The organism is Acinetobacter sp. CY79 (assembly GCF_059515845.1).
On sequence record NZ_JCAKMY010000012.1, the window covers coordinates 75,503 to 98,242 of the forward strand.

At 39.4% G+C, this 22,740-nt stretch carries 21 protein-coding genes; 15 read left to right on the plus strand and 6 right to left on the minus strand.

Annotated features, from left to right (window positions below; translation table 11 throughout):
• Positions 1 to 73: 73 nt before the first annotated feature.
• The 3 genes from AC5YCE_RS06665 (at position 74) to yddG (ending at position 3,720) form a co-directional block, all read left to right on the plus strand.
• The gene (locus tag AC5YCE_RS06665; protein ID WP_496171465.1) at positions 74 to 1,897 is read left to right on the plus strand and encodes an acyl-CoA dehydrogenase C-terminal domain-containing protein; all 1,824 of its coding nucleotides are present in this window, start codon (positions 74 to 76) and stop codon (positions 1,895 to 1,897) included.
• Positions 1,898 to 2,091: 194 nt separating this feature from the next.
• Positions 2,092 to 2,712, plus strand: a complete 621-nt coding sequence (locus AC5YCE_RS06670; protein ID WP_496171466.1) for an SRPBCC family protein — start codon at positions 2,092 to 2,094, stop codon at positions 2,710 to 2,712.
• Positions 2,713 to 2,802: 90 nt separating this feature from the next.
• The gene (gene yddG, locus AC5YCE_RS06675; protein ID WP_496171467.1) at positions 2,803 to 3,720 is read left to right on the plus strand and encodes an aromatic amino acid DMT transporter YddG; all 918 of its coding nucleotides are present in this window, start codon (positions 2,803 to 2,805) and stop codon (positions 3,718 to 3,720) included.
• A gap of 183 nt (positions 3,721 to 3,903) precedes the next feature.
• On the opposite strand, the gene AC5YCE_RS06680 is transcribed toward yddG, so the two are convergent.
• Positions 3,904 to 4,350: a hypothetical protein gene (locus AC5YCE_RS06680; RefSeq protein ID WP_496171468.1), complete on the minus strand. Its 447-nt coding sequence runs from the start codon at positions 4,348 to 4,350 to the stop codon at positions 3,904 to 3,906.
• Positions 4,351 to 4,492: 142 nt separating this feature from the next.
• Complete coding sequence (hemW, locus tag AC5YCE_RS06685; protein WP_496171469.1) at positions 4,493 to 5,647, minus strand: radical SAM family heme chaperone HemW; 1,155 nt, start codon at positions 5,645 to 5,647, stop codon at positions 4,493 to 4,495.
• A 114-nt stretch (positions 5,648 to 5,761) separates the two neighbouring features.
• Here hemW and AC5YCE_RS06690 point away from each other — a divergent pair, with 114 nt between their 5' ends.
• The 9 genes from AC5YCE_RS06690 to AC5YCE_RS06730 all read left to right on the plus strand — a co-directional run bounded on the left by AC5YCE_RS06690 (position 5,762) and on the right by AC5YCE_RS06730 (position 16,372).
• On the plus strand, positions 5,762 to 6,223 hold the full coding sequence (locus tag AC5YCE_RS06690) for a DMT family transporter (protein WP_496171470.1): 462 nt from the start codon (positions 5,762 to 5,764) through the stop codon (positions 6,221 to 6,223).
• Positions 6,224 to 6,262: 39 nt separating this feature from the next.
• Positions 6,263 to 7,630 carry an MATE family efflux transporter gene (locus AC5YCE_RS06695; protein ID WP_496171471.1) on the plus strand — a complete coding sequence of 456 codons (1,368 nt, stop codon included), beginning with the start codon at positions 6,263 to 6,265 and terminating at the stop codon, positions 7,628 to 7,630.
• Positions 7,631 to 7,854: 224 nt separating this feature from the next.
• Positions 7,855 to 8,967, plus strand: a complete 1,113-nt coding sequence (locus tag AC5YCE_RS06700; protein WP_496171472.1) for a sigma-54 interaction domain-containing protein — start codon at positions 7,855 to 7,857, stop codon at positions 8,965 to 8,967.
• Positions 8,968 to 10,078: 1,111 nt separating this feature from the next.
• Positions 10,079 to 11,374 carry an acyl-CoA synthetase family protein gene (locus AC5YCE_RS06705; RefSeq protein ID WP_496171473.1) on the plus strand — a complete coding sequence of 432 codons (1,296 nt, stop codon included), beginning with the start codon at positions 10,079 to 10,081 and terminating at the stop codon, positions 11,372 to 11,374.
• On the plus strand, positions 11,352 to 12,149 hold the full coding sequence (locus tag AC5YCE_RS06710; RefSeq protein ID WP_496171474.1) for an ABC transporter ATP-binding protein: 798 nt from the start codon (positions 11,352 to 11,354) through the stop codon (positions 12,147 to 12,149). Before AC5YCE_RS06705 ends, AC5YCE_RS06710 begins: the two co-directional genes overlap by 23 nt.
• Before the next feature lie 62 nt (positions 12,150 to 12,211).
• The gene (locus tag AC5YCE_RS06715; RefSeq protein WP_496171475.1) at positions 12,212 to 13,093 is read left to right on the plus strand and encodes a branched-chain amino acid ABC transporter permease; all 882 of its coding nucleotides are present in this window, start codon (positions 12,212 to 12,214) and stop codon (positions 13,091 to 13,093) included.
• A 2-nt stretch (positions 13,094 to 13,095) separates the two neighbouring features.
• Entirely contained in the window at positions 13,096 to 14,166 is a 1,071-nt protein-coding gene (locus AC5YCE_RS06720) for a branched-chain amino acid ABC transporter permease (protein WP_496124717.1), read from the plus strand.
• Between the two features lie 26 nt (positions 14,167 to 14,192).
• A complete protein-coding gene (locus tag AC5YCE_RS06725) occupies positions 14,193 to 15,617 on the plus strand; it encodes an ABC transporter substrate-binding protein (RefSeq protein WP_496124716.1) in 1,425 nt (474 codons plus the stop codon).
• A gap of 11 nt (positions 15,618 to 15,628) precedes the next feature.
• The gene (locus tag AC5YCE_RS06730) at positions 15,629 to 16,372 is read left to right on the plus strand and encodes an ABC transporter ATP-binding protein (RefSeq protein ID WP_496171476.1); all 744 of its coding nucleotides are present in this window, start codon (positions 15,629 to 15,631) and stop codon (positions 16,370 to 16,372) included.
• A 269-nt stretch (positions 16,373 to 16,641) separates the two neighbouring features.
• Here the strand turns inward: AC5YCE_RS06730 and AC5YCE_RS06735 are convergent, their stop codons facing one another.
• Both AC5YCE_RS06735 and AC5YCE_RS06740 read right to left on the minus strand, forming a co-directional pair.
• The gene (locus AC5YCE_RS06735) at positions 16,642 to 17,916 is read right to left on the minus strand and encodes an acyl-CoA dehydrogenase family protein (protein WP_496171477.1); all 1,275 of its coding nucleotides are present in this window, start codon (positions 17,914 to 17,916) and stop codon (positions 16,642 to 16,644) included.
• Positions 17,917 to 18,013: 97 nt separating this feature from the next.
• Positions 18,014 to 19,270: an SfnB family sulfur acquisition oxidoreductase gene (locus AC5YCE_RS06740; RefSeq protein WP_496171478.1), complete on the minus strand. Its 1,257-nt coding sequence runs from the start codon at positions 19,268 to 19,270 to the stop codon at positions 18,014 to 18,016.
• A gap of 241 nt (positions 19,271 to 19,511) precedes the next feature.
• Here AC5YCE_RS06740 and AC5YCE_RS06745 point away from each other — a divergent pair, with 241 nt between their 5' ends.
• Both AC5YCE_RS06745 and AC5YCE_RS06750 read left to right on the plus strand, forming a co-directional pair.
• Positions 19,512 to 20,816 carry an ABC1 kinase family protein gene (locus AC5YCE_RS06745; protein ID WP_496171479.1) on the plus strand — a complete coding sequence of 435 codons (1,305 nt, stop codon included), beginning with the start codon at positions 19,512 to 19,514 and terminating at the stop codon, positions 20,814 to 20,816.
• A 134-nt stretch (positions 20,817 to 20,950) separates the two neighbouring features.
• Positions 20,951 to 21,199 carry a type B 50S ribosomal protein L31 gene (locus AC5YCE_RS06750; protein WP_496124711.1) on the plus strand — a complete coding sequence of 83 codons (249 nt, stop codon included), beginning with the start codon at positions 20,951 to 20,953 and terminating at the stop codon, positions 21,197 to 21,199.
• 77 nt (positions 21,200 to 21,276) lie between these two features.
• Here AC5YCE_RS06750 and crcB read toward each other — a convergent pair whose 3' ends face one another.
• Positions 21,277 to 21,657 (minus strand): fluoride efflux transporter CrcB, encoded by a 381-nt coding sequence (gene crcB / locus AC5YCE_RS06755; protein ID WP_496124710.1) that lies wholly within the window; start codon positions 21,655 to 21,657, stop codon positions 21,277 to 21,279.
• Between the two features lie 181 nt (positions 21,658 to 21,838).
• Between crcB and AC5YCE_RS06760 the strand changes: the two genes are divergently transcribed.
• A complete protein-coding gene (locus AC5YCE_RS06760; RefSeq protein ID WP_496171480.1) occupies positions 21,839 to 22,171 on the plus strand; it encodes a HopJ type III effector protein in 333 nt (110 codons plus the stop codon).
• Between the two features lie 108 nt (positions 22,172 to 22,279).
• On the opposite strand, the gene AC5YCE_RS06765 is transcribed toward AC5YCE_RS06760, so the two are convergent.
• Positions 22,280 to 22,690 (minus strand): GFA family protein, encoded by a 411-nt coding sequence (locus AC5YCE_RS06765; RefSeq protein WP_496171481.1) that lies wholly within the window; start codon positions 22,688 to 22,690, stop codon positions 22,280 to 22,282.
• Positions 22,691 to 22,740: the final 50 nt, after the last annotated feature.

The following is a 22,740-nucleotide window of genomic DNA, read 5'->3' on the forward strand; positions in this document are numbered from 1 at the left end:
TTTTTGGCAATTCAGCTCATACTCTGATTAACAATTGAATATTTTTAATATTTACAGATTTGGGAATTATTAAATGCCAGCATATAAAGCGCCTGTCCGTGATATTCGTTTTTTAATGAATGAAGTCTTTGACTATCCTGCGCACTACAAAACGCTAAGCAACGGCGAATCTGCAGATTCAGACACGATTGATATGATCATCGAAGGTGCAGCAGACTTTTGTGAAAATATTCTCTCACCACTGAATCAATCAGGTGATGAAGAAGGCTGTCACTTTAAAGACGGTGAAGTCACAACGCCAAAAGGCTTTAAAGAAGCTTATGACCAATTTGTTCAAGGTGGTTGGCAAGGGCTGTCCTATCCTGAAGAGTTCGGCGGTCAAGGACTACCCATGTCTTTGAACTTGGTTAAATCAGAAATGATGGGAACGGCGAACTGGTCATTTACCATGTATCCAGGTTTAAGTATGGGCTGTATGAATACCATCATGCAGTTTGGTACTGAAGAGCAAAAAAATACTTATATGCCTCATCTAACTGCGGGCACTTGGTCAGGTACGATGTGTCTCACTGAACCTCAATGTGGTACAGACTTAGGTCAAGTGAAGACCAAAGCTGAACCGACAGCAGATGGTGCATACAAAATTTCAGGGACGAAAATTTTCATCTCGGCAGGTGAACATGATCTGACTGAAAACATTATTCATATTGTACTTGCTCGCCTACCAGATGCACCTGCAGGAACAAAAGGCATTTCATTGTTCATTGTACCCAAATTCATTCCAACAGCAGATGGTGGTGTCGGTGAACGTAATCCTGTGACTTGTGGTTCAATTGAACACAAAATGGGGATTCGTGCTTCTGCGACAGCGGTATTGAACTTCGATGAAGCGATTGGCTACTTGATCGGTGAGAAGAATAAAGGTTTACATGCCATGTTTACCTTTATGAACACTGCACGTATTGGGACAGCGGTTCAAGGTTTAGCGCATGCTGAATTGGCATTCCAAGGCTCTTTACCATATGCAAAAGAACGTATGTCTATGCGCGCACTTTCAGGTAAAAAAGAACCTGAGAAAGTCGCGGATTCAATCATTCACCACGCTGATGTACGTCGCATGTTGATGACACAAAAAGCGATTGCTGAAGGCGGCCGTTCAATGATCTATCATGCTGCACAGCTTGCAGACAAAATGACAGATGCTTTAGCTCAAGGTGATCAGGCTAAATTCAATGATTACGATGATAAATTGGGTTTCTATACCCCAATTCTTAAAGGTTTCTTAACCGAACTTGGCTTAGAAGCAGCAAATCACGGTATGCAAATCTTTGGTGGTCACGGTTATATCAAAGAACATGGTATGGAACAGATCGTACGTGATGCACGTATCTCGACGTTGTATGAAGGTACAACAGGTGTTCAAGCGCTTGATTTAATCGGTCGTAAAGTGCTTTTGTCTTCTAAAGGTAAAGTGGTTCGTGACTATACCGCTGAAATCTTAAAATTCTGTAGTCAACATGCACGTAACAAATACATGCGTCGTTTTGCATGGGACTTGACCAAAGCATGTGCTCAATGGAATGCGTTAACTGTTCGTATCATGCTTGCAGCACGTAAAGACCGTGACATCGTATCTTCTGCATCTGTAGACTATTTGATGTTCTCTGGCTATGTGATGATGGCGTACTACTGGGCTCAACAAGCTGCGGTTGCTTCTGCAAAATTAGCATCAGGTGAAGGTTCTGAAACACCTGAGTTTTATAAAGCTAAAATCAAACTTGCAGATTTCTATTTCGAACGTTTGTTGCCTCGTACGCAAGGTCATGCTGAATCTATGGTCAATCCATCGAAGACTTTGACTTCACTTGCGCCTGAACACTTTAGCTTTGATTACTAATCCTTAGTATTACTAATATGATAAAAAAGACCGCTAATGCGGTCTTTTTTATTGAGGTATATTGCTTATACGTTAAACAATCTCATGTTTATACAAAAAAATAACAGCTAAATAAAAGTGTCCCAGTCATATTTTGCTGTTCATTAAAAATGTTTCCTTTTTAAAACAAAACCTTTAATTGAAGAGTTAATCATATGAATAAGATACTCATCGCATCGATGTTTACTACATTTACATTGAGTAGCCTCATGTTTAGTACATTCAGCTATGCCAAAACAGATACTCAGAATCCAACAAACAAAGCTACTTATTCAACTCAAAACTTAAATTACAGTGCGAGCGGATCTGCTGAAGTTAAGATTCAACGTCCAGTAGATGAAGTTTTTCAAATCTTAACTGATGTCAATCAATGGCCTAAGATTAATCAAGGTGTGACTCAAGCCATCGAGCCAAAAAATATTAAAGTTGGAAAAAACACCGTGTTTAAAGAATCCATCGCCAGTCCAATCTCAGGAATTAAAAACTGGACCAATGAATGGCATGTGGTTGAGTTTGAAAAAAATAAAAAGTTCGTCATTGCTGGAATTGAGCAATTCGCGCAAATTCCGATTCACTCAAAAATTACTTACGAGTTTGAGCGTATTGACGCCAAAACGACTGAATTTGAACGTACCATTGAGGTTACTTTAGATGAAAAATTTATTCAGGGTTCAACCAAAGTTGAAGTTGAAGCACTGTATCGTTTTATAGGTTCTCAATGGGAGATGGCGAATCATTTAAAACACTATATTGAAGCTCAAGCACTTGTAAAATAGTAAATTTGATCCCTATCTATTTTGATTTATCCCACATATATTAAGGAGAAATGCGGTTAAAAATACTTCACCCATTGGATGAGTCGCTCTATGATTTTAAATGCATTGCCAACGCTCAATCGGAAAATGGCGACCTTGATTGGTCTGACTGCGATTCTCTTTTGGAGTACCAATGTCGGTCTTATCCGCAGTGTCAGTGAAAGCTTTGGAGCCGTAGGTGGAGCAGCGCTCATTTATAGTGTTGCCTCAGTTATCTTATGGATGACTGTTGGACTACCTAAACTATCTACTGTACCTCAGCCATATCTATGGTGGGGTAGCCTAATGTTCGTCAGCTATGAGTTGTGTTTTGCCCTTTCCATTGGTTATGCACAAAATAATCTCCAAGCGATTGAAGTGGGTATGGTGAACTATCTTTGGCCGACGTTTACCCTAATTTTTGCGATCATCTTTAATAACGTCAAAAGTAATGTCTTGATATTTCCTGGCTGTATTTTAGCTTTAGTCGGCATTTGCTGGGTTTTAGGTGGCGAGGCTGGATTTGAGCCAATGCAGATGTACCAAAATGTACGACTAAATCCGATCAGTTATGGACTTGCCTTCCTGGCTGCGATGATTTGGGCCGCCTATTGCTCCATTACCGTCAAAATGTCGCAAGGCAAAAATGTGGTGACTTTATTCTTTGCCCTCGCCGCGGTTGTACTCTGGATTAAGTATTTATTCATAGGTGAAGCAACACTACATTTCACCTACCAATCTAGCATGATGCTATTTATGGCTGCGGGTGCATTAGGTTTAGGCTACGCCGCTTGGAATGTTGGAATTATTTCAGGCAATCTGACCTTACTTGCGGGTGCATCCTATTTCACACCTGTGCTATCCGCTGTGATCGCTGCAATCCTGTTAAAAACATCACTGTCCTTTGCCTTCTGGCAAGGTGTATTTATGGTGACTGCAGGCGCAATTCTATGTTGGTTTGCCACCAAATCCCAAACACCGCCACCTTAGAAGATATCGCTCAAATAAAAAGACTTCAAATTTTATAACTTGAAGTCTCTCATTCCTAACAGCATTCAGAAATAAAGCATAAATGACTTATTTTCAAATAGTTAAAGCTCATCTTTAAATTACTGTGCTTTAACTTATCGTTATTGAAATGACTATTTTTAAATTACAGATCTGTCACTCAGCTTACTTTTTAAATTCTTTAATTTCAATGGGCTTATCTTTCACAAGCTCAACAGTACCTTCCTTTATACCATTAAAATCTTTAAAGTGGATTGAGACACCCGCTTCATTTGCCAATCGAATTCCACTCCCTGAAACAACGCGTTTGAGTTGATAGGTTTGATCCGAATTATCCGTTAACTGTGCTGTTTCAAAATTATCAGTGGTTTTTAATCCGATCGTAAGATCGTTAGGTCCTGTAAAGTGAATCTCTTGTTCTGCTTGGGCTGTTTGCTCGATCGCAGTTGCTGTTTCATTATTTGCTATATTAGTTGCTGTGTTAGTTGCTGTATTTGTTGATGTAGCGGGACTCGTCGCTTGTTCAGCAGAAGTCGGGGTAGTCGCTTCTTTCTTGTCTGCACAACCAACCAGTGCAAAACCTAATAATGCGGTTGTTAAAAAATATTTCATGTCATCACCTTGAAAGAATTAAAAAATGTATTTGATCATTCTCTCAACAGATGTCGATAAAATCAGGTTTGCTTACATTCGAAGTATAAATTTTAACGTAGCAACAGATTTCTTCATCAATTCCTTACATTCAGTTCAGCCTTTATAAGAATTCTTCCAACACTGAATTGAGGAATATATGCCCTTGCTCAGTACAAGCAAGATGATCCTGTTCATCCACCATCAACTGTCTTTGACGAAGAGATCTTAGCCTCTCTTCTAAATCAGACAGACTTAATCCTGTGCGTTCTGTATAAATTTTAGCCTTTACACCATGATTCAAACGCAATGCATTCATCATAAATTCAAAAGGCATTTCCTCAGCTTCAATTTTTTTGAACTGTAAGTTTTCAGCAGGAACTTTGGCGAGATAATCTTTGGGCAAGCGGGTTTTTTGAAAACGATAAACACCATCTTTCAGAGTGACTTTGCCATGTGCTCCTGCTCCAATCGCCAGATAATCTCCAAATTCCCAATAATTTAAATTATGCGCAGATGGCTTTTCTTTACGCCAAGCGGATACTTCATAATTGATGAAACCATTGGCTTTCAAATATGCCTCACCCTGCTCTTGGATGTCTTCAAGCACTTCATCTACAGGTAAAATGGGCTGAGTTCTAAAGAACACCGTATTGGGTTCAATGGTCAATTGATACCAAGAAATATGCGTTGCCCCGCTTTCCACCGCAAGCCTTAAATCTAAAAGCGCCTGTTCAAGTGACTGCTCTGGCAAACCATGCATTAAATCCACATTAATACGCTCAAAGCCTGCCTCATGCGCATTCTTAATCGCAGAAATCGCATCGTTATTCGAATGAATTCGACCTAATTTCTTTAAATGATCAGTATCGAAACTTTGTACTCCGATCGACAATCGATTGATCCCTACCGCTAAATAATCGGCAAACGGATCGTGTTCCACTGTACCCGGATTGGCTTCTAAAGTGATTTCACAGCCATCTTCAAAAGGAATGATGGCTTGGAGTTGTTCGAACAACCATTGATAGCCTACTGCTGAAATAAGCGATGGTGTTCCCCCACCAATAAAGACGCTATGAATTTGGCGACCTTGAGTAAAATTAACCTGCGTTTTAAAGTCCTCAACCAAAGCCTGTAAATATTCCTGTTCAAGCTCCACAGTTAACGCACCGTTCGGCACTGCATGAGAATTGAAGTCGCAGTATGGACATTTACGCACACACCACGGCATATGGATATATAGAGACAAAGGAATAGATAAAGGATTTAAATCAGCCAAGGAACAAGCTCAAAAATTTCAAAATCACATTTTAACATGTCTACATCACTACACTGCCGATATTGTTTTAAATTTACTTTAGAGTAATTTATAAGCAATAAGTGAGAAATAAGCATGTTGAAAATATCGAACCATTTGCTCTTATTTTTGCCGCTCGCCTTTGGAATTGGCATTGCTATGTCCATTCAAACAGCGATCAATACACAACTTCGCGAATTTTTACATTCACCCTTACAAGCTGCCCTTTTATCATTTTTCATTGGTACAATACTGCTCGCCGTCATGGTGTTTTTTCAACAAGTGGAAAAACCAAGTATTGAACTGATCTCACAAATCCCTTGGTATTTGTGGATCGGCGGATTACTTGGTGTTTATGCGATCAGTATGAGTTTATATACTGCTCCCCATTTAGGCTTTCTGACATTGTCCGCTTTAATTATTTTTGGACAGATTCTAACTTCTATGATCGTCGATCATTTTGGTTTTTTAGGGGCTGATCAAACACCGATTAATGGGCAACGCTTACTGGGTGGCGTGGTGATTTTTATTGGTGTGCTTCTCACTTTACAACGCTAAACCTTACATCTAAGCACATAAAATATATGAGTACTTTTTGTGTCTAATGTTTCATCTGCGACATCATTGAGCTATGAATTAAAAAAACTATTCCATTTGATGATCCCCATTTTGATTACCCAATTTTCTCAAGCAGGTTTGGGTTTAATTGATACCATTATGGCGGGGCATCTCTCTGCTACAGATCTTGCTGCTATTGCAGTGGGTGTGGGTCTTTGGATTCCTGTGATGCTACTTTTTAGTGGAATCATGATTGCAACCACACCTCTGGTTGCTGAAGCATATGGTGCTCGAACACCTGAAAAAATCGCGACCATTACACGTCAATCTTTATGGGTCGCTTTGGTATTGGGGATTATCGCGGGATTAATTTTGCAACTACTCCCTGCAACCCTACCGATTCTAGGCGTCCCTGAATCATTACAACCTAAAGCCGGGTTGTTCTTACATGCGATTGGTTTTGGTATGCCTGCAGTGACGATGTATGCAGCATTGCGTGGCTATTCTGAAGCCATTGGACATCCTCGACCTGTGACAGTCATCAGCTTATTGTCGCTATTGGTGCTGATTCCGATGAACTATCTCTTTATGTATGGTTTAGGATCAATTCCTGCTTTAGGTAGTGCTGGCTGTGGTTTTGCAACAGCGATCTTGCAATGGATGATGTTTATTACACTGGCAATTTATATTTTTAAAAATAAGGTTTACCAAAGTACGCAACCGCTGACCCATTGTGAGAAAATTAATCCTTATTGGCTAAAACGTATTTTAATGCTCGGCTTTCCTATTGGTTTAGCTATTTTCTTTGAAGTGAGTATTTTCAGTACTGCTGCAATTGTTTTAAGTCCTTTGGGCGAAACCATCGTGGCTGCACACCAAATTGCCATCTCGATTACCTCACAACTGTTTATGATTCCCATGTCACTTGCGATTGCGTTGACCATCCGTATTGGTACTTATTATGGAGAGCAAAATTGGGGGGCTATGCGCAAAGTGCAATGGATTGGTTTGGCAACAGCTACCATTTTGGCATTGATGACCATGATTTTACTGTGGGTGTTCAGACATCAAATCGTGGCGCTTTATACATCTGACGCAGTCGTGACTCAAATTGCGGTTTATCTCGTTCTATTTGCTGTGGCGTATCAACTGATGGATGCATGGCAAATCAGTGCCGCAGGATGTCTTCGTGGTATGCAAGATACTCAAGGTCCTATGTGGATCACCATGATTGCATATTGGGTCATCGCCTTCCCTGTGGGTGTTTATTTGTCTCGCTTTACTGATATGGGACCTGCAGGTGTGTGGATTGGACTGATTGTCGGTTTAAGCATTGCATGTGTGCTCTTACTCACACGACTGTATATGAATAATAAACGCTTAGAAGCCTCATCACCCCACGCTTAAAAAAATTTTTAAAATGATGTAAAGCAGGATTGAGTGATGATGGATCGACCTGCTTAGAATCTAAAATAGAGCCTGAATGATCAGGCTCATTTTTTGTATATCGAATAAATAAAGTACTTCTATAATAAACAAAACATATAAACTTGCGAAAAATTGATATAAATCACACATCAACTATCGCTTAATATTTAAACCAAATCACAATTCATCAATCTGGTTCAATCATGAATAATGCGACCACTCGCATCTTATCTTTAGATGGCAACAATGCTCAACCGCATACTATTCGTGCAAAAGCATTTGTATTTCATGATCCTATTTCACAGCAACTGTTCCATCTGATCGAACGATTAGCCCCCAGTGATGCTCCGATTTTAATTCGAGGTGAAACAGGTACAGGCAAAGAGTTAGTGGCACGACATATACATGAATTGAGTGGGCGTAAAGGTCCTTTTCTGGCGGTGAACTGTAGTGCAATCAATGATCAGTTGGCTGAAAGCGAGTTCTTTGGACATGAAGCAGGTTCATTTACCGGTGCAACTGGACAGCGTAAAGGTTGGTTTGAATCAGCAGACGGCGGAACGCTTTTTTTAGACGAAATTGGTGATTTACCACTGAAATTACAAGTCAAATTACTGCGTGTACTGCAAGAAAAAGAGGTGGTTCGTGTCGGTGCAAGACAGGCAATTCCCATTCATGTTCGGCTACTCACCGCAACCAACATTGATCTGGATCAAGCAGTGAGTGCGAAAAGGTTTAGACAAGACTTATTGTTTCGAATCAATATTGCTCAATTAGAACTGAAACCTCTGCGAGAACGACAAGGTGATATTTTACCTTTATTTCAACACTTTATTGATCTCTACAGCAAAAAGGCCCAACGCATTGAACCGCTCAAGATATCATCAACGGCAATCGCACTGTTATATCGTTATCCTTGGCCAGGTAATATTCGTGAGCTTGAAAATATCGCACACTATGCGGTATTGGTTGCCGAAGGAAATACCATTAAAAAAGAACATTTAAAGTTCAATAAAATTTTTGAAAATTTTGAATATATTCCAGTAGCATCTGCAAAATTGGATCAATGTGACCTAAGCCCTTATGACATTATTGAAGCACAGTTAGAAAAAATATTTTCTTCTTCTCACATTCCTGAAAACATTTGGGATCATTTGGAAAGTATGATTATTGCGACGTCATATGATTACTGTTATCAAAACCAAGTCAAAACAGCCGAGCTTTTAGGCATCACGCGCAATGTCATCCGAACTTTATTAAAACGACATCACCTTTTGCATGAAAGACGACATTTTAATATTGAACAAAACACCTAAATTGTTATTTCACTTTATTTGAAATGCTGGAAAAAAGGCGCTCTACGGGTTCAAATACCGCCTGTATTTTGCATCGGTTCTGCATTGCTTCTGCATCTTCCTAACGTAGTAAGTCAGGACATGGTTTTAAATCAAAATATTTTTAAAAATCTAAAATTCACGCGATTGTCTTCTTTGAAACCATTTTCCACATCAATATCGCGTCTACAGGTCAGCAACAGATGGGTTGTCGCAGTTGGAGAATATCCTCCACCTAACCAAAATTTGGATTGTGTCGTGCTATCAGCATCCACACCTTTCACTTCGGTATCACCTGCATCACTATAAAAAAGTCCTGCAGGTAGGTCTGCTTTTTCATTGAGGAAAAAGGTGCCGCATCATAATCACCTGAATCTAAGTCGACGGCATAACTTGAAATGGAGAGTGTTGAAATAAGCAATGTTGCTGATAAAGTTCTAAACTTATTCATAAAATTTTAAAATCCCATCATTTATTTAAATGTTTTAAGCCTTGATTTTTTAAGATTAAAAATGACTTGGGATGTCCTTTGTAAACAGCATACCAACAAAAAATAAAACAATAAATGATTGATATATTTAACTTAAATAAAATTTTAATAATAAAATATTGAATTTAGAACGCTATACTGATCCTCCATTGTTGATATTCCAACAATCCATTTAAAATTCAACAACACAGCATTTTTGAAAAAAGACATATTTTTTTGATCATGTTCAAAGTGATGTTCAAAGTAAAATTAAATTCTGACAGTCACAGCCTCATCTCAAAAAGTCTAAAACTTATTCAATCTAGCCATAAACAACTGTTTAAAAAGCAACATGTGCTTGAGAAAAATATGTTGATAAATCACCAGTTAAAATAAAAAAAACACTAAGCCGTTGAAGTTATTTAAATAAAAAAACTGGCATAAAAAATGAAATGGTAAATCCATGTTGTCGCATTTTTGAATGAGGCATTTTTGAAAAAGATCATTATTTTTAAAGATCATTATTTTTAAAGATCATTATTTTTAAAGATCATTATTTTTAAAGATCATTATTTTTAAAGATCACTATTTTTGAAGATCACTATTTTTAGAGTTATTCAGTTTATGTCTGCTTCTACACAAAGCTTAGTTTCTATTTTTGCTAAAAATGTTCAGTCCAAAGCGCAAAAGGTTGCATTACGCCATAAGCAACTCGGGATTTGGCAGGAATGGACATGGCTAGATTTAGCTCACGTCTTTCAAAAATATGTCGCGGTTTTAAATGAATTTAAAAGTGACTTTGAAAGCGAGAAAAATCTAAGCCTCCTGATTTCAAGTGCTCCAAATGTGCATTTTTTCGCGTTCAGCATTGCGTCACAGATATTAGGGATTTCTGTTCAGTTGATTGACTCACAACAACAACAACAACAACAACAACAACAACAACAACACGATTCAAATCTATCTCAATCACTCCAGATCATCCAACCTGATTTGATTTTCATTGAAGATTTGAAACAACTCGATGATCAAACAACACTGGGGCTGAATCCGACGCTCAATTTAAATAGCATCATTTTTTATTTGCAAGATAACCGTTTAAATCCCAGACAGCTCGATCGTACTTATTCCATTTTAGACAGAATAAATCAGTTTGATGATCTTGAATTTAGTCAACCAGATAACAAAGCTCTTAAACATCCAGCCGAAACAAATGAATTTGATGAAAAGCACATCGCATTCATTTTCCACAAGTTTCAAAATGGTCAACATTTTTATGCATTTTATCATGCTCAAAGCTTGATTGAAGAAGCAGAAAATTTGATTGAAACCCATCATCTCAATCATGACGAACAGGCATTTATTACTCGTGGTTTTACCAGTCATGATCATATTCGTTATTTGTTTACGAGTTGGCTAATCGCAGGCTTTTGTCTGAATATTCCTGAAAATTTCGAAACTCGTGATCAAGACCGTCAGATGATTTCTCCGACATTGATCATGGGGACATCATCGACCTATGCACGGGTTGAAAATATTGTGCAGCAGAAGCTGCCTAACCCAAACAGCTGGATGTTTAAAATCTTTCCAAATTTAAAAAATTGGCATAGCAATTTTTCAAGTCAACAGTCCGACACGTCTGGGCCATTTGAAAAATTATTCAATGCATTTTTTAAACAATCTATTTTGGCTTCATTAGGCTTTTCAAATTTGCGTACTGCAATTGTTGTCGGTGAATCAAGCTCAGCGCGAACGCGTCAATTTTATCAACGTTTAGGCATCAAACTGTCTTCTTGGCAGTCTCAAACCTATTGGAAAAACAAGCAGTTTGATCTCAAGAATGATCCATCAAGCGACTTAACAACATTCAATCATCATTCAGCTTATGGAGAGTTGCATGTCCATCCCCATCACCCATGAAGACGTACTCATCCTTGAACATATACATTTGTCTTTTGCTGCATCTGAGGTTTTAAGAGATCTGAGTCTTAAAGTAAAACAGGGCGAGATTTGTGCCTTGATTGGTCCGAATGGCGCGGGGAAAAGCTCCGTCATTAACACTATTAATGGGATTTATCATCCTCAGCAGGGACAAATTTTCTTTCAAGGAAAATTACTTCAGCGTTACAAAGCAAAGCACTCACCGCATTTGGGTATCGCACGTACATTTCAAAATCTTGCATTATTTAAGCAAATGTCCGTCTTAGATAATGTTTTAACAGGTCGGATTTTACAGAGCCATTATCCACTGATTGGGGCTTTATTGCGCTTGCCATCGATTAAACAAGATGAAAATTTACAACGTTTAGCCGTTGAAAAAATTCTGGCTCTACTTGATCTTCAACTGCATCGCGACAGTATGGTTTCCACATTATCTTATGGCGTACAAAAGCGTGTCGAATTAGCCCGTGCTTTAGTCTCAGAACCCACGTTACTGCTTTTAGATGAACCTATGGCTGGGATGAACCATGATGAAAAACAAGATATTGCAAAATTTGTAAAACGTATTAATCAACAATTCGGCATCACCATTTTGATGATCGAACATGACTTATCTGTGGTCATGAATATTTCAGATCACGTCATTGTTTTAGATTATGGCAAGAAAATTGCGGACAGTACACCGGCTGAAATTCAAGCGAATCCAGAAGTATTAAGTGCCTATTTGGGTATTGCTCAGGCTCAAGCCAGTTAAAGCATACCGAGCCCATACACCCACGATTCATATTTGATCTAAAAAAATAAGAGATTTATTCAATGTCATTTTTCTTGGAAGTTTTACTCGGTGGCACCTTAGCTGGAGTAATGTATTCATTGGTTGCCGTCGGCTTTGTGCTTATTTATCAGGCATCAGGCGTTTTTAATTTTGCCCAAGGTGCCATGGTACTTTTTGCAGCACTCACTTTTGTTAATTTAACTGAACGAGGTGTGCCTTTTGCCGTGGCTTTCATGGTCACATTATTCGTAATTTTTGTTATTGTGCTGCTCATTGATGCTTTGATTTTGAGGCATTTGATTAATCGTTCAGTCATTACGCTGTTCATGGCAACCTTAGGTTTAAGCTATGTGCTTGAAGGGGTTGCACAAACAGTTTGGGGGACTCAAGTACATGGCTTAGACCTTGGCATTGCAGATGTCCCTATTGATTTTCACGGCATCATGCTCAGCAAATTTGATTTATTTGCGACCGCAATCGCAGGTACTTTGGTCATTATTTTATCCCTACTCTTTAGCAAAACTCGTTTTGGTATTTCGCTTCGTGCTGTGGCCGATGATCCGCAAGCGGCACAGTCGGTGGGCATCAAACTCAATCATGTTTGGATTATGGTTTGGACGGTTGCAGGCTTTGTTGCATTGATTGCAGGCTTACTTTGGGGCGCGCGTGTGGGCGTTCAGTTTTCATTATCACTCATTGTACTTAAGGCATTACCCGTACTGATTATTGGGGGATTTACATCCATATCAGGCGCAATTGTAGGGGGATTGATTATTGGGGCAACAGAGAAGCTCGCTGAAATTTATTTGGGTGCCATCATCGGTTCGGGTATTGAAAACTGGTTTCCCTATCTGCTTGCCATTGCTTTCTTATTGGTCCGTCCAACAGGTTTATTTGGGCAACAACAAGTCGCGAGGGTCTAGCCATGTTTTTATTTTCACAAGCACGTCAGTTCGCTCTGAATTATCAAGATGAAAAACACATCTTTAAAATACAACAACATCGCATTTTGTTCTGGTTTGCATTAGCAGTGGCATTTCTATTCATTCCTTTTGTAGGAAATGACTACGTATTTAATGCGATTTTGGTGCCTTATTTGGTTTTAGCACTGGCTGGATTAGGACTCAACATTTTAACTGGCTATACCGGACAGCTTTCTTTAGGTTCAGCGGCTTTTATGGCTGTCGGGGCATTTGCAACCTATAACTTAGAATTGCGTATTCCCCAACTGCCTTTATTGATCAGTATATTTTTGGGTGGACTGATCGCTGCGATTTTCGGCATTCTGGTGGGCTTACCCAGTTTAAGAATCAAAGGCTTTTACTTAATTGTCTCTACGCTTGCAGCCCAGTTTTTTGTGCCTTGGCTTTTTACCCAATACGGATGGTTTACCAATTACAACGCTTCAGGTGTGATTACTGCACCTCACTTTGACATATTGGGCATTTCACTCAATTCACCTGTTGGACACTATCTACTCACACTAGGCATTGTGGTCGGTCTTACTTTTCTAGCCAGAAATTTACTCAACAGCCAACACGGACGTAACTTTCAAGCGGTTCGTGATATGGAAACGGCTGCGATCAGTATAGGTGTGCCAGTCGTAAAAACAAAACTTTTGGCTTTCGCTATAAGCTCCTTTTATCTCGGTATTGCCGGCTCACTGTGGGCTTTTGCCTACTTAGGAACCGTCGAAGCTGATGGCTTAGACCTTAATCGCTCATTTCAGATTTTATTCATCATCATTATTGGTGGTTTAGGCAGCTTGGCAGGGAGTTTTTTTGGGGCGGCGTTTATTGTGCTTTTACCTATCGTTTTGAGCTTAATCGGCAGTAGCTTTTTTGGGCAAAGCTTCGACCAAGCACTATTACAAAATATTCAAAAAATTATATTCGGGGTCTTAATTATTTATTTTCTGATTAAGGAACCCGAAGGAATTGCTCGTCTATACACACGTTTGTATAGACGGTTAAGAGTATGGCCTTTACGTCATTAACAATACGATTAAATAAGAGAATCCAAATGAAAATATTTAAATTATTGTGGTTTTGGTTGATTAGCATTGCCGTCATCTTGGCGATTATTGTTTTGCTTACATCCAATATGAAAACAGATGCGCAAAAAACACAGCCTGAAGCGAAAAACCCAGCCTCTGAAACAGCACGAGCCAATCAGACCCGTGAACTTTCAGACAGTAAAGCGCAATATTTCCCTTTGCAAAGCTATCGCGTAGGGCCTTATGCAGCAGGTGGAACAGGTTTCTATGGTGGCTTTATTGACTATATGAAATCGATTAATGCACAAGGCGGTATTAATGGCGTGAAATTGGTTTGGTCTGAATGTGAAACCGAATATGTGGTCGAGAAAGGCGTTGAATGCTATGAACGCCTGAAAAAGGGCCTAAATGGAACACCTGCCGCTGCGACCAATCCGCTTTCAGTCGGTATCGCATACGCGACACTTGAACGTTCAACCAAAGATAAACTTCCTCTTATCACCATCAACCATGGTCGTACCGACTCTACTGATGGTCGAGTTTTCCCCTATGTATTCCCATTACAGTTAAATCCGTATAGTGAGGTTTCTGCGATCATTAACTATTTGGGCGAAAAAAGTGGGGGTGTTGCGAATTTAAAAGGTAAGAGCATTGCGGTGCTTTATCACGGCTCTCCATACGGTAAAGAAACCATTCCTGTCATTGATGCGCTGTCTAAAAAATATGGTTTTAAAGTACACCATATTGAAGTCCCTCATCCAGGTAATGAACAACAATCACAATGGCTTAACATTCGTCGAATTCAACCCGATTGGGTGATTTTACGTGGTTGGGGTGTCATGAATCCTGTTGCACTCAAAACTGCACAAAAAGTCGGTTACCCAGTCGACAAAGTGATTGGTAATATTTGGAGTAACTCGGAAGAAGACGCGGCTCCTGCAGGCAATGCAGCAAAAGGGTTTATCTCGATTACCACGCATCCTTCTGGAACAAACTTCAAAGTTCTTCAAGACATCAAGCAACTCGTCATAGATCAAAAACAGTCTGATCTAAGCGATGTCACACGCTTTGGTACAGTGTATTACAACCTGGGTGTGGTCAATGGCATTCTCAATGTTGAAGCGGTTCGTGTCGCACAAGCCAAATTTGGTCAACGCCCTTTAACAGGTGAAGAAGTTCGCTGGGGGTTTGAAAATCTGAACTTAAATGATCAACGCTTAAAAGAACTTGGTGCAACGGGATTGGTTCAACCTTTGAAGCTGTCATGTGAAGATCATGAAGGTGGTGGCGCAGTTCGTTTCCAACAATGGGATGGTTCAAAGTGGAATGTCATCAGTGATTGGGTGCAAGCCGATCGTACTTTCTTACGTCCCATTATTGAAGAGTCATCACAGAAATATGCCAAAGAACAAGGTATTCAAATCCGTGACTGTGCATCAGAACAAAGCTAAGAGGAAACATCATGGCGGCTTTACTGGAAGTTGAAAAACTCGAAGTTGTTTATAACCAAAGTATTCTTGCAGTAAAGCACGTCGACTTGATTGTGCCACAACATTCCGTTGTGGCCCTTCTTGGGGCGAATGGCGCAGGAAAAAGTACAACACTTAAAGCGATCTCACAATTTATTGGTTCAGAGAATGGAACCATTTCTCATGGAGAAATTCGTTATGATGGCAAGTCCATTGTGCATACCGACCCGAGCGATTTAGTCAAACAAGGTTTAGTTCAGGTCTTAGAAGGTCGACATTGTTTTGCACATTTAACTGTCGATGAAAATCTTAGAACAGGTGCGTTTTTACATCGCCCTTCTGCAAAAAAACTGGCACAACAACTTGAGAAAATATATCACCACTTCCCTCGTCTTGCAGATAAGAAAAATACCCTTGCAGGATATACATCGGGAGGTGAACAACAAATGTTAGCGATTGGCCGCGCCTTAATGACACAACCCAAATTAATTTTATTGGACGAGCCTTCAATGGGTCTAGCACCAAAGATCACACATGAAATATTTCAGTTCATTCGTCATTTACAAAAAAATGAAGGACTGAGTTTTTTGATTGCGGAACAAAATATCCAGTTGGCTCTAGATTATGCAGATACTGCCTATGTCATTGAAAATGGGACAATCCGTATCTCTGGAAATACTCAAGCACTCTATGAATCAGGTGAAATTCAACGTGCTTACCTAGGAGAAATTGCTTAATCATGAGCATTAAAGCGATCATTTAATAACTGCTCGCCCCAATAACCCTAGCCTTAAGTGCTGAGGATAGAGATCAGGTAACAAGGATTTAATTTTAAATCCTTGTTTATAGCAGGTCATTCAACATTGTCCCTTTTAATTTTTGAAAGAGATCTAATAAATGATGAAAAGGTCCATAAAAAACCGACTGTCATCAGTCGGTTTTTTAATGATGGTTTCTAAGCAGACCTGGTTTTGACACGATTTCAGTTTTCAGACAATTTTAGCTTTTATGCAAATTTTGTATGATTCTGCGTCTGAGTATCTGCAACAGGACTGGCTCCGATCTGCCAAACAAAGGGTAAGTCAGCACCGTTCACTTCCCAGTCACCAATGGCTTTTTCTTTGTAAATAATTGGATTATGTGAAGAAACGGTCCGTGCATTACGCCAGAAGCGATCAAGCTGTTTTGTACGACTACTTGCCGAAGCACTCAACGCATTAAACAAATGACTGGTCAAATCCAAAACCAGTTTAGACACCACTACCTGACCTTGCGCAGACTCTAACTCAGCTGCAACATTGGCTTGATGCTCTAAAACATCTGTAGATTCGAAGTGACTTAAATAAGCGTGTTGTAAGCTAACTGCAACCTTTTGCGTAATGGCTTCACTGGCATAGGCTTGTGCCGATGCCTGACCAATCACTTGTAATACTTGTGAATCGTGACGTGCCAAATCAGCATTACCATGACTAAAAATACGCTTGCGTTCACGCACTTCATGGCTAAATGACTCAACAGCCGACTGTGCAATCCCCGTTAAAGTCGCCAAATGAAACTGTTGATAATATGCGGTTTGATATTTAAAACGATCCTCAAATGCAATCAGATGAGCTTCATCTACAGGCACTTGATTTAATGTAAGCGTTCCACTGCCTGTGGTTTTTTGTCCAAAACCATCCCAGTCATCTAACACACTGACCCCTTGTTCATGACGATTCACCGCAGCAATCACAGGGCGCTGATTCACATCGTCATAGGCGTATAAGTCAATCCAATCTGCAAAAATACTCCCCGTTGAATAGTACTTAGAACCGTTCACTTCAAGCTGACCTTGAGCATTACGTGTTACACGGGTCAGGACATCGCCGATCTTCACTGAACCAACTTCTGTCCAAGCATTTCCCACCAAATCACCTTGCACAAAGCGATTGAACCAAAGTTGTTGATTTTGATCTCGGTGAGCAATCAGACGATCTTCAACAAAAGCAAAATGACCACGTAAAGCCTGAACAATATTTGAGTCGGCTTTGGCTAATTCTGTGAGTAATTGGAATAATTGAGATAGTGATAAACCAGCACCACCGTATTTTACGGGCACACGTACAGCACCAAAACCTGCTTGTTTTAACCATTCAATCGGTTCAAAAGGTAAAATAATCTCTGTTTCACGCTGTACTGTACCTTCAGCGATCTTTCTAAACATTGGACGGTATTTTTCAGCAACCGATTCATAGTGTGCTGAAATTGATAATTCTGAATAATCAATTTGAGTATTTGGCATGGTTCTATCTCATTTATATCTGAAACGATTTGTAATGCGTTCTTCGCACTTTTTTCGTTTGTATTTTGAAGATTCTAATCACCGTAAAAAATGAATCTCAGCTCCAAGGATGACGTGGTGGAAGCACGCCATTCAAGTAATAATTCCCCACAATGTTATATTTCCAGCGTACTGGATCATGTAAGGTATGGGTACGTGCATTTCGCCAATGACGATCTAAATTAAGATGTTGTAAGGTCGAGCGCGCACCAGACAATTCAAACAATTTATTGGATGCGAGTATCGCAATTTCAGTCGATAACACTTTAGCTTCTGCCACCAGCAAGGTTGCCTGTGCCACAATATCTTCATTGCATTGCGTAATGGCTTCGTCTATCGCATCCCCTGCCAAATCAAGTACAGCCTCTGCAGCACGTAATTTAATTTTTAATTCACCAATGTTGGCAATCGTATAAGGATCATCACTGGCTTTTTCTAGTCCAGAATCTATCCACGGTCGAGCATGTTGTTTCACATAGTCGATCGTTTCTTGAATCGCACCACGGGCAATGCCTGCATCAACAGCGGCTTGAATAAATTGTGAAATCGCCCCTGCTGGGGTTGGTCTTTCAAAGGCCTTATAAATGGGTACGACATATTCTTCACGGACTACCACTTGATTGAGTTCAACTGAACCGCTGGCGGTAGTTCGCTGCCCAAAACCCGACCAATCATTGATAATGGTTAAACCTACTGTTTCTCGAGGAATTAGAGCTGCATAAGCTAGGCCAGCATCATCCACTGCAACTGTAGGTATCCAATGTGCGAGTAAAGCACCTGTTGCAAAGAATTTTTGTCCATTGAGTTCATAACCGTGCTCCGTTTTATGAATGGTGGTTTTTAAATCAGCGACTGTCTTACTGCCTTTTTCGGAGAAGGCATTACCAAGACGAATCCCTTTCAATAGTAAGTCAAAGAAAAATCCTTTTTGTGCAACACTGGCATCTAAGCGGATATGCTCCACAAAAACCCAGTGATTTTGCGCAATTTGTCCCAAAGAGGGGTCTACACTCGAAATCGTTTTCACCACCTCTGCCAAAGTTCGGTATTTGACCTGAGCCCCGCCATAATTTTTCGGCACAGTGATCGCCCAAAGACCACTTTGTGAATATTGTTGAATTTCGGTCAACGGTAAACGGCGCTCTTGATCTCGCTGGGATGCTTCTTGAGCAAAATTTACTGCCAATTGCTGTGCAATCTGAATTGCCTCTGCATCAGATTGAATAATATGTGCATGCTTCTCTTGTTCAAAAACGGAAGCTGGTATGCTATACCCATGTGGAAAATGCGCATGTGATTGATTTAAATTACCCATGAATGAAGCTCAAATACTGTATAAGTTATAATCAACGTATCATTAAAATGTTCTTCGATTTATACGATTAATTGGATTCTTTATTAGGTTGAATCTGATTACTTTTGCATAAAAAATGATTTATTTTTTTGCAGTTATTTTTCACTTACTTACAACTCATTAACAATTTCAAATAGGCATAATGCGATTTGTCACCTATGATCAAATATGCAAATCCACCCTTCTCTGAGGATTTTTACTGATGGCAAACAATGCGAGCACCCCCGGTCGTCGCTTTATGAAACTCGCAGGTATGACGGCGAGTATTGCAAGCAAAACCGTATCTAATAAGATTCGCAATTTTAATGCCGATGAAGATCAAAAAAATGAAGCACGGAGTAAGCTTTTTCAAGATATTGGTATTCAAATCGCTGACACTTTAGGGGAAATGAAAGGTGCAGTGATGAAAGTGGGACAAATTGCATCCCAATATAAAGATATTTTTCCACCTGAAGTTGCCAAGGCAATTGCAAAATTACAGCGCCAAGCGCCTGCGATGCCCTTTGCTCAAATTAAACAACAAGTCGAAAAAGAACTCGGTAAACCGCTTGATCAAATTTTTAAGCACTTTGATGAACAACCATTTGCAGCAGCCTCTATTGGACAAGTGCATAAAGCAACGCTTCCGAATGGAAAAGAAGTGGTGGTTAAAGTCCAATATCCAGGAGTCGATGAAGCCTGTGAAAGCGACCTGAAACAAGTCCGCTTAGCCCTGCGTTTGATGGGTGTATTGAAAGTAGATCGTAAGCTCCAAGATCGTATTTTCCAAGAAATTCAAGACAGCTTGCATGAAGAACTCAATTACGAGATCGAAGCACAAAATTTACACGTGTTTAAAACCTTTCATGAAAAACTTGATCCAAAAATTATTATCCCAAATGTATTTACAGACTATTCAAGCCGTAGAATCCTAACCTTGAGTTTGGAGAAAGGTGAAAATATTGAAACCGCAAGTACATGGGATCAACAAACACGTAATACAATGGGACGTCGTTTAGTCCGTGCTTTAGGACAACAGATGTTTTATTTAAAACGTTTTCACTGCGATCCACATCCAGGCAACTTTGCATTCCGTGAAGATGGTAGCGTGATCATTTATGATTTTGGCGGTGTGAAAACTCTTTCGATTGACATCGTAGAACGATTTAAAGCTTTGGTTCGAGCTGGACGAAAGCACGACATTGCACCAATTGAAGAACATTTAACTGCATTAGAGGCGCTGTCTGAAAAAGGTGTTTTTCCAGTAGAGCTTTATCATGAATGGCTAGAAGTACTTCTTCGCCCCTTGACGACGCAATATGATTTTGCCGAAAACTCAGCACATCATGATGGTGTGAAACTGGTCAAAAAATCACTTAAATATTGGGACACCTTCAAGCCATCCCCAGACACATTGATGGTAAATCGTACTATTTCAGGGCAGTATTGGAATTTGATTCATTTAAAAGTGAACGATAACTTGAATGACCTGTTTGAGGAACTTGTACCCTCACTCAATGAATCTTGAATCTTGAATCTTGAATCTTGAAAAAATGAACATTCGAATGTTCTGGTTACAAAACCTCCACTTGATTAATATTAATTGTTATATTATAACATAACCATATTTTCAATCATGCGATTCAACTGGAGAGTTCCTTTATGCGTACCGATATTCACCCCCAATATCAAGATATACTTTTTCATGACACCAATGCAGATGTGTACTTTGTGATTGGAAGTACACTCCAGCCTCAACAGACCAAAGAGTATCAAGGTAAAACTTATCCGTATATGACTCTTGATATTTCAAGCGCTTCACACCCTTTCTATACAGGTGAAATGCGTCAAACCAGTAATGACGGTCGTATTGCGAGCTTCAATAAACGTTTTGGGCGTTTTAAACGTTAATTTTAACAATATTAAAAGTGATTTATTTTTAGCTCCTTATTGAAGTCTAAGTCCACTCCAGATGCTTAGACTTCTTTTTATTGTGCAGAAAACATCAAATTCGTTAAGTAATACCCCATTCCAAGAACACAAACACCGATGATCAAACTTGATATTGCATAAACACCTGCAAGCATCATTTGATCTTGACGTAATAATTGAAATGTCTCCAAACCAAAACTAGAAAAAGTGGTAAATCCACCCAGTATTCCCACCATTAAAAATAGACGTGTTTCATGTTGTAGAACTGGAAACTTCATACTGATCGCAAAAAAAATTCCTGCAAGTACGCAACCCACTAGGTTAATGAGCCAAGTCGCCCATGGAAATCCTGCTTGAGATGGCATAATCCATAAGCTAGCGCCATAACGTAAACTCGCACCAATTGCGCCACCACATGCTACCAGTAACCAGTTCATTCCTTTTCCTTGTTCATTTCTTTCGTACTTTGATGATGGATTTTTAAAATAAGAACATCGTTTTAAGCTCAATACTGAAGAATTAATAATCTACAGCTCAATAAAATAATTCGTTAATATATCTGAATTATAAATCAAACCATTTGCTCAGATACCAAATCTAACAATCCAGGAAACCACTATGGCTCACACATTATTAGCACAGCTCGCTCAAGGCGAAGCTAAATTTTCAGACGTTTTAGCTTTCATTGAAGCCACATATACGTACACCCCAACGGCCTTTAAAAATGGTCAACAAGCCAATGCCGCAACTGAAAACCAAGGCAGTGCTAAAGTATTTTCTTTTGCAAAACTCAATGACTTTGACAAAGAGCAAACTTTATCTTTATTCGCAGAGCACTATGCTTCTGTACTCAATACACCAGAAGCAACAGACCATCAAAATATTCGCCAATTTATGATTCATGGCTGGGATGGCATTCACTTTGATGGAACAGCTTTAACAGCGAAATAATTTTTCAATTTTCCATCTTTTTATTCACTAGATGGATATTTTTCAATCCGGTACAACAAAAATTTGATAGTCACCCTTTAGAACTTAATAGTGGTTTTTAAAGCGGTTTTAAGGTGGCCATTGATCATGCTGAGGTAGACCATCGCAAATCGTATCCCAACTCGCTTTATCCGCAACAAAGATATGCCGAGTTGGTTTCTGTGAAATGATAGAATCTAAAGTGCCTAGCCTTAAACGATAAAACTCGGGGGCTGATGCCTTAATTCCAATGATTGGAGAACCACACTCCTGACAAAAGCATCGTTTTGTTGTATCTGTAGATTGGAATGTTTTTAATAAATGTTCACCTTGAGTGAATTTAAAATCCTTAATTCTCACGGCTGCATTGGTGGCAAAAGCAGTCCCATTCGACTTACGACATCGTTGGCAATGACAATGTAAAATTTCTCCAATTTCGCCATGAATTTCATAACGAATTGCACCACATAAACAACGTCCTGAGTATTTTTGTTGAGCCATTTTATTGTTCTAGCATGACGAATTCAAACTAAGACTAACACAACAAGATG

Bases quoted from the DNA above. Each gene is read 5' to 3' on its own strand.
- AC5YCE_RS06665 (WP_496171465.1), top strand. From the start codon at position 74: ATGCCAGCATATAAAGCGCCTGTCCGTGATATTCGTTTTTTAATGAAT.
- AC5YCE_RS06670 (WP_496171466.1), top strand. From the start codon at position 2,092: ATGAATAAGATACTCATCGCATCGATGTTTACTACATTTACATTGAGT.
- yddG (WP_496171467.1), top strand. From the start codon at position 2,803: ATGATTTTAAATGCATTGCCAACGCTCAATCGGAAAATGGCGACCTTG.
- AC5YCE_RS06680 (WP_496171468.1), bottom strand. From the start codon at position 4,350: ATGAAATATTTTTTAACAACCGCATTATTAGGTTTTGCACTGGTTGGT.
- AC5YCE_RS06690 (WP_496171470.1), top strand. From the start codon at position 5,762: ATGTTGAAAATATCGAACCATTTGCTCTTATTTTTGCCGCTCGCCTTT.
- AC5YCE_RS06700 (WP_496171472.1), top strand. From the start codon at position 7,855: ATGAATAATGCGACCACTCGCATCTTATCTTTAGATGGCAACAATGCT.
- AC5YCE_RS06705 (WP_496171473.1), top strand. From the start codon at position 10,079: ATGTCTGCTTCTACACAAAGCTTAGTTTCTATTTTTGCTAAAAATGTT.
- AC5YCE_RS06710 (WP_496171474.1), top strand. From the start codon at position 11,352: ATGTCCATCCCCATCACCCATGAAGACGTACTCATCCTTGAACATATA.
- AC5YCE_RS06715 (WP_496171475.1), top strand. From the start codon at position 12,212: ATGTCATTTTTCTTGGAAGTTTTACTCGGTGGCACCTTAGCTGGAGTA.
- AC5YCE_RS06720 (WP_496124717.1), top strand. From the start codon at position 13,096: ATGTTTTTATTTTCACAAGCACGTCAGTTCGCTCTGAATTATCAAGAT.
- AC5YCE_RS06725 (WP_496124716.1), top strand. From the start codon at position 14,193: ATGAAAATATTTAAATTATTGTGGTTTTGGTTGATTAGCATTGCCGTC.
- AC5YCE_RS06730 (WP_496171476.1), top strand. From the start codon at position 15,629: ATGGCGGCTTTACTGGAAGTTGAAAAACTCGAAGTTGTTTATAACCAA.
- AC5YCE_RS06735 (WP_496171477.1), bottom strand. From the start codon at position 17,916: ATGCCAAATACTCAAATTGATTATTCAGAATTATCAATTTCAGCACAC.
- AC5YCE_RS06740 (WP_496171478.1), bottom strand. From the start codon at position 19,270: ATGGGTAATTTAAATCAATCACATGCGCATTTTCCACATGGGTATAGC.
- AC5YCE_RS06745 (WP_496171479.1), top strand. From the start codon at position 19,512: ATGGCAAACAATGCGAGCACCCCCGGTCGTCGCTTTATGAAACTCGCA.
- AC5YCE_RS06750 (WP_496124711.1), top strand. From the start codon at position 20,951: ATGCGTACCGATATTCACCCCCAATATCAAGATATACTTTTTCATGAC.
- crcB (WP_496124710.1), bottom strand. From the start codon at position 21,657: ATGAACTGGTTACTGGTAGCATGTGGTGGCGCAATTGGTGCGAGTTTA.
- AC5YCE_RS06760 (WP_496171480.1), top strand. From the start codon at position 21,839: ATGGCTCACACATTATTAGCACAGCTCGCTCAAGGCGAAGCTAAATTT.
- AC5YCE_RS06765 (WP_496171481.1), bottom strand. From the start codon at position 22,690: ATGGCTCAACAAAAATACTCAGGACGTTGTTTATGTGGTGCAATTCGT.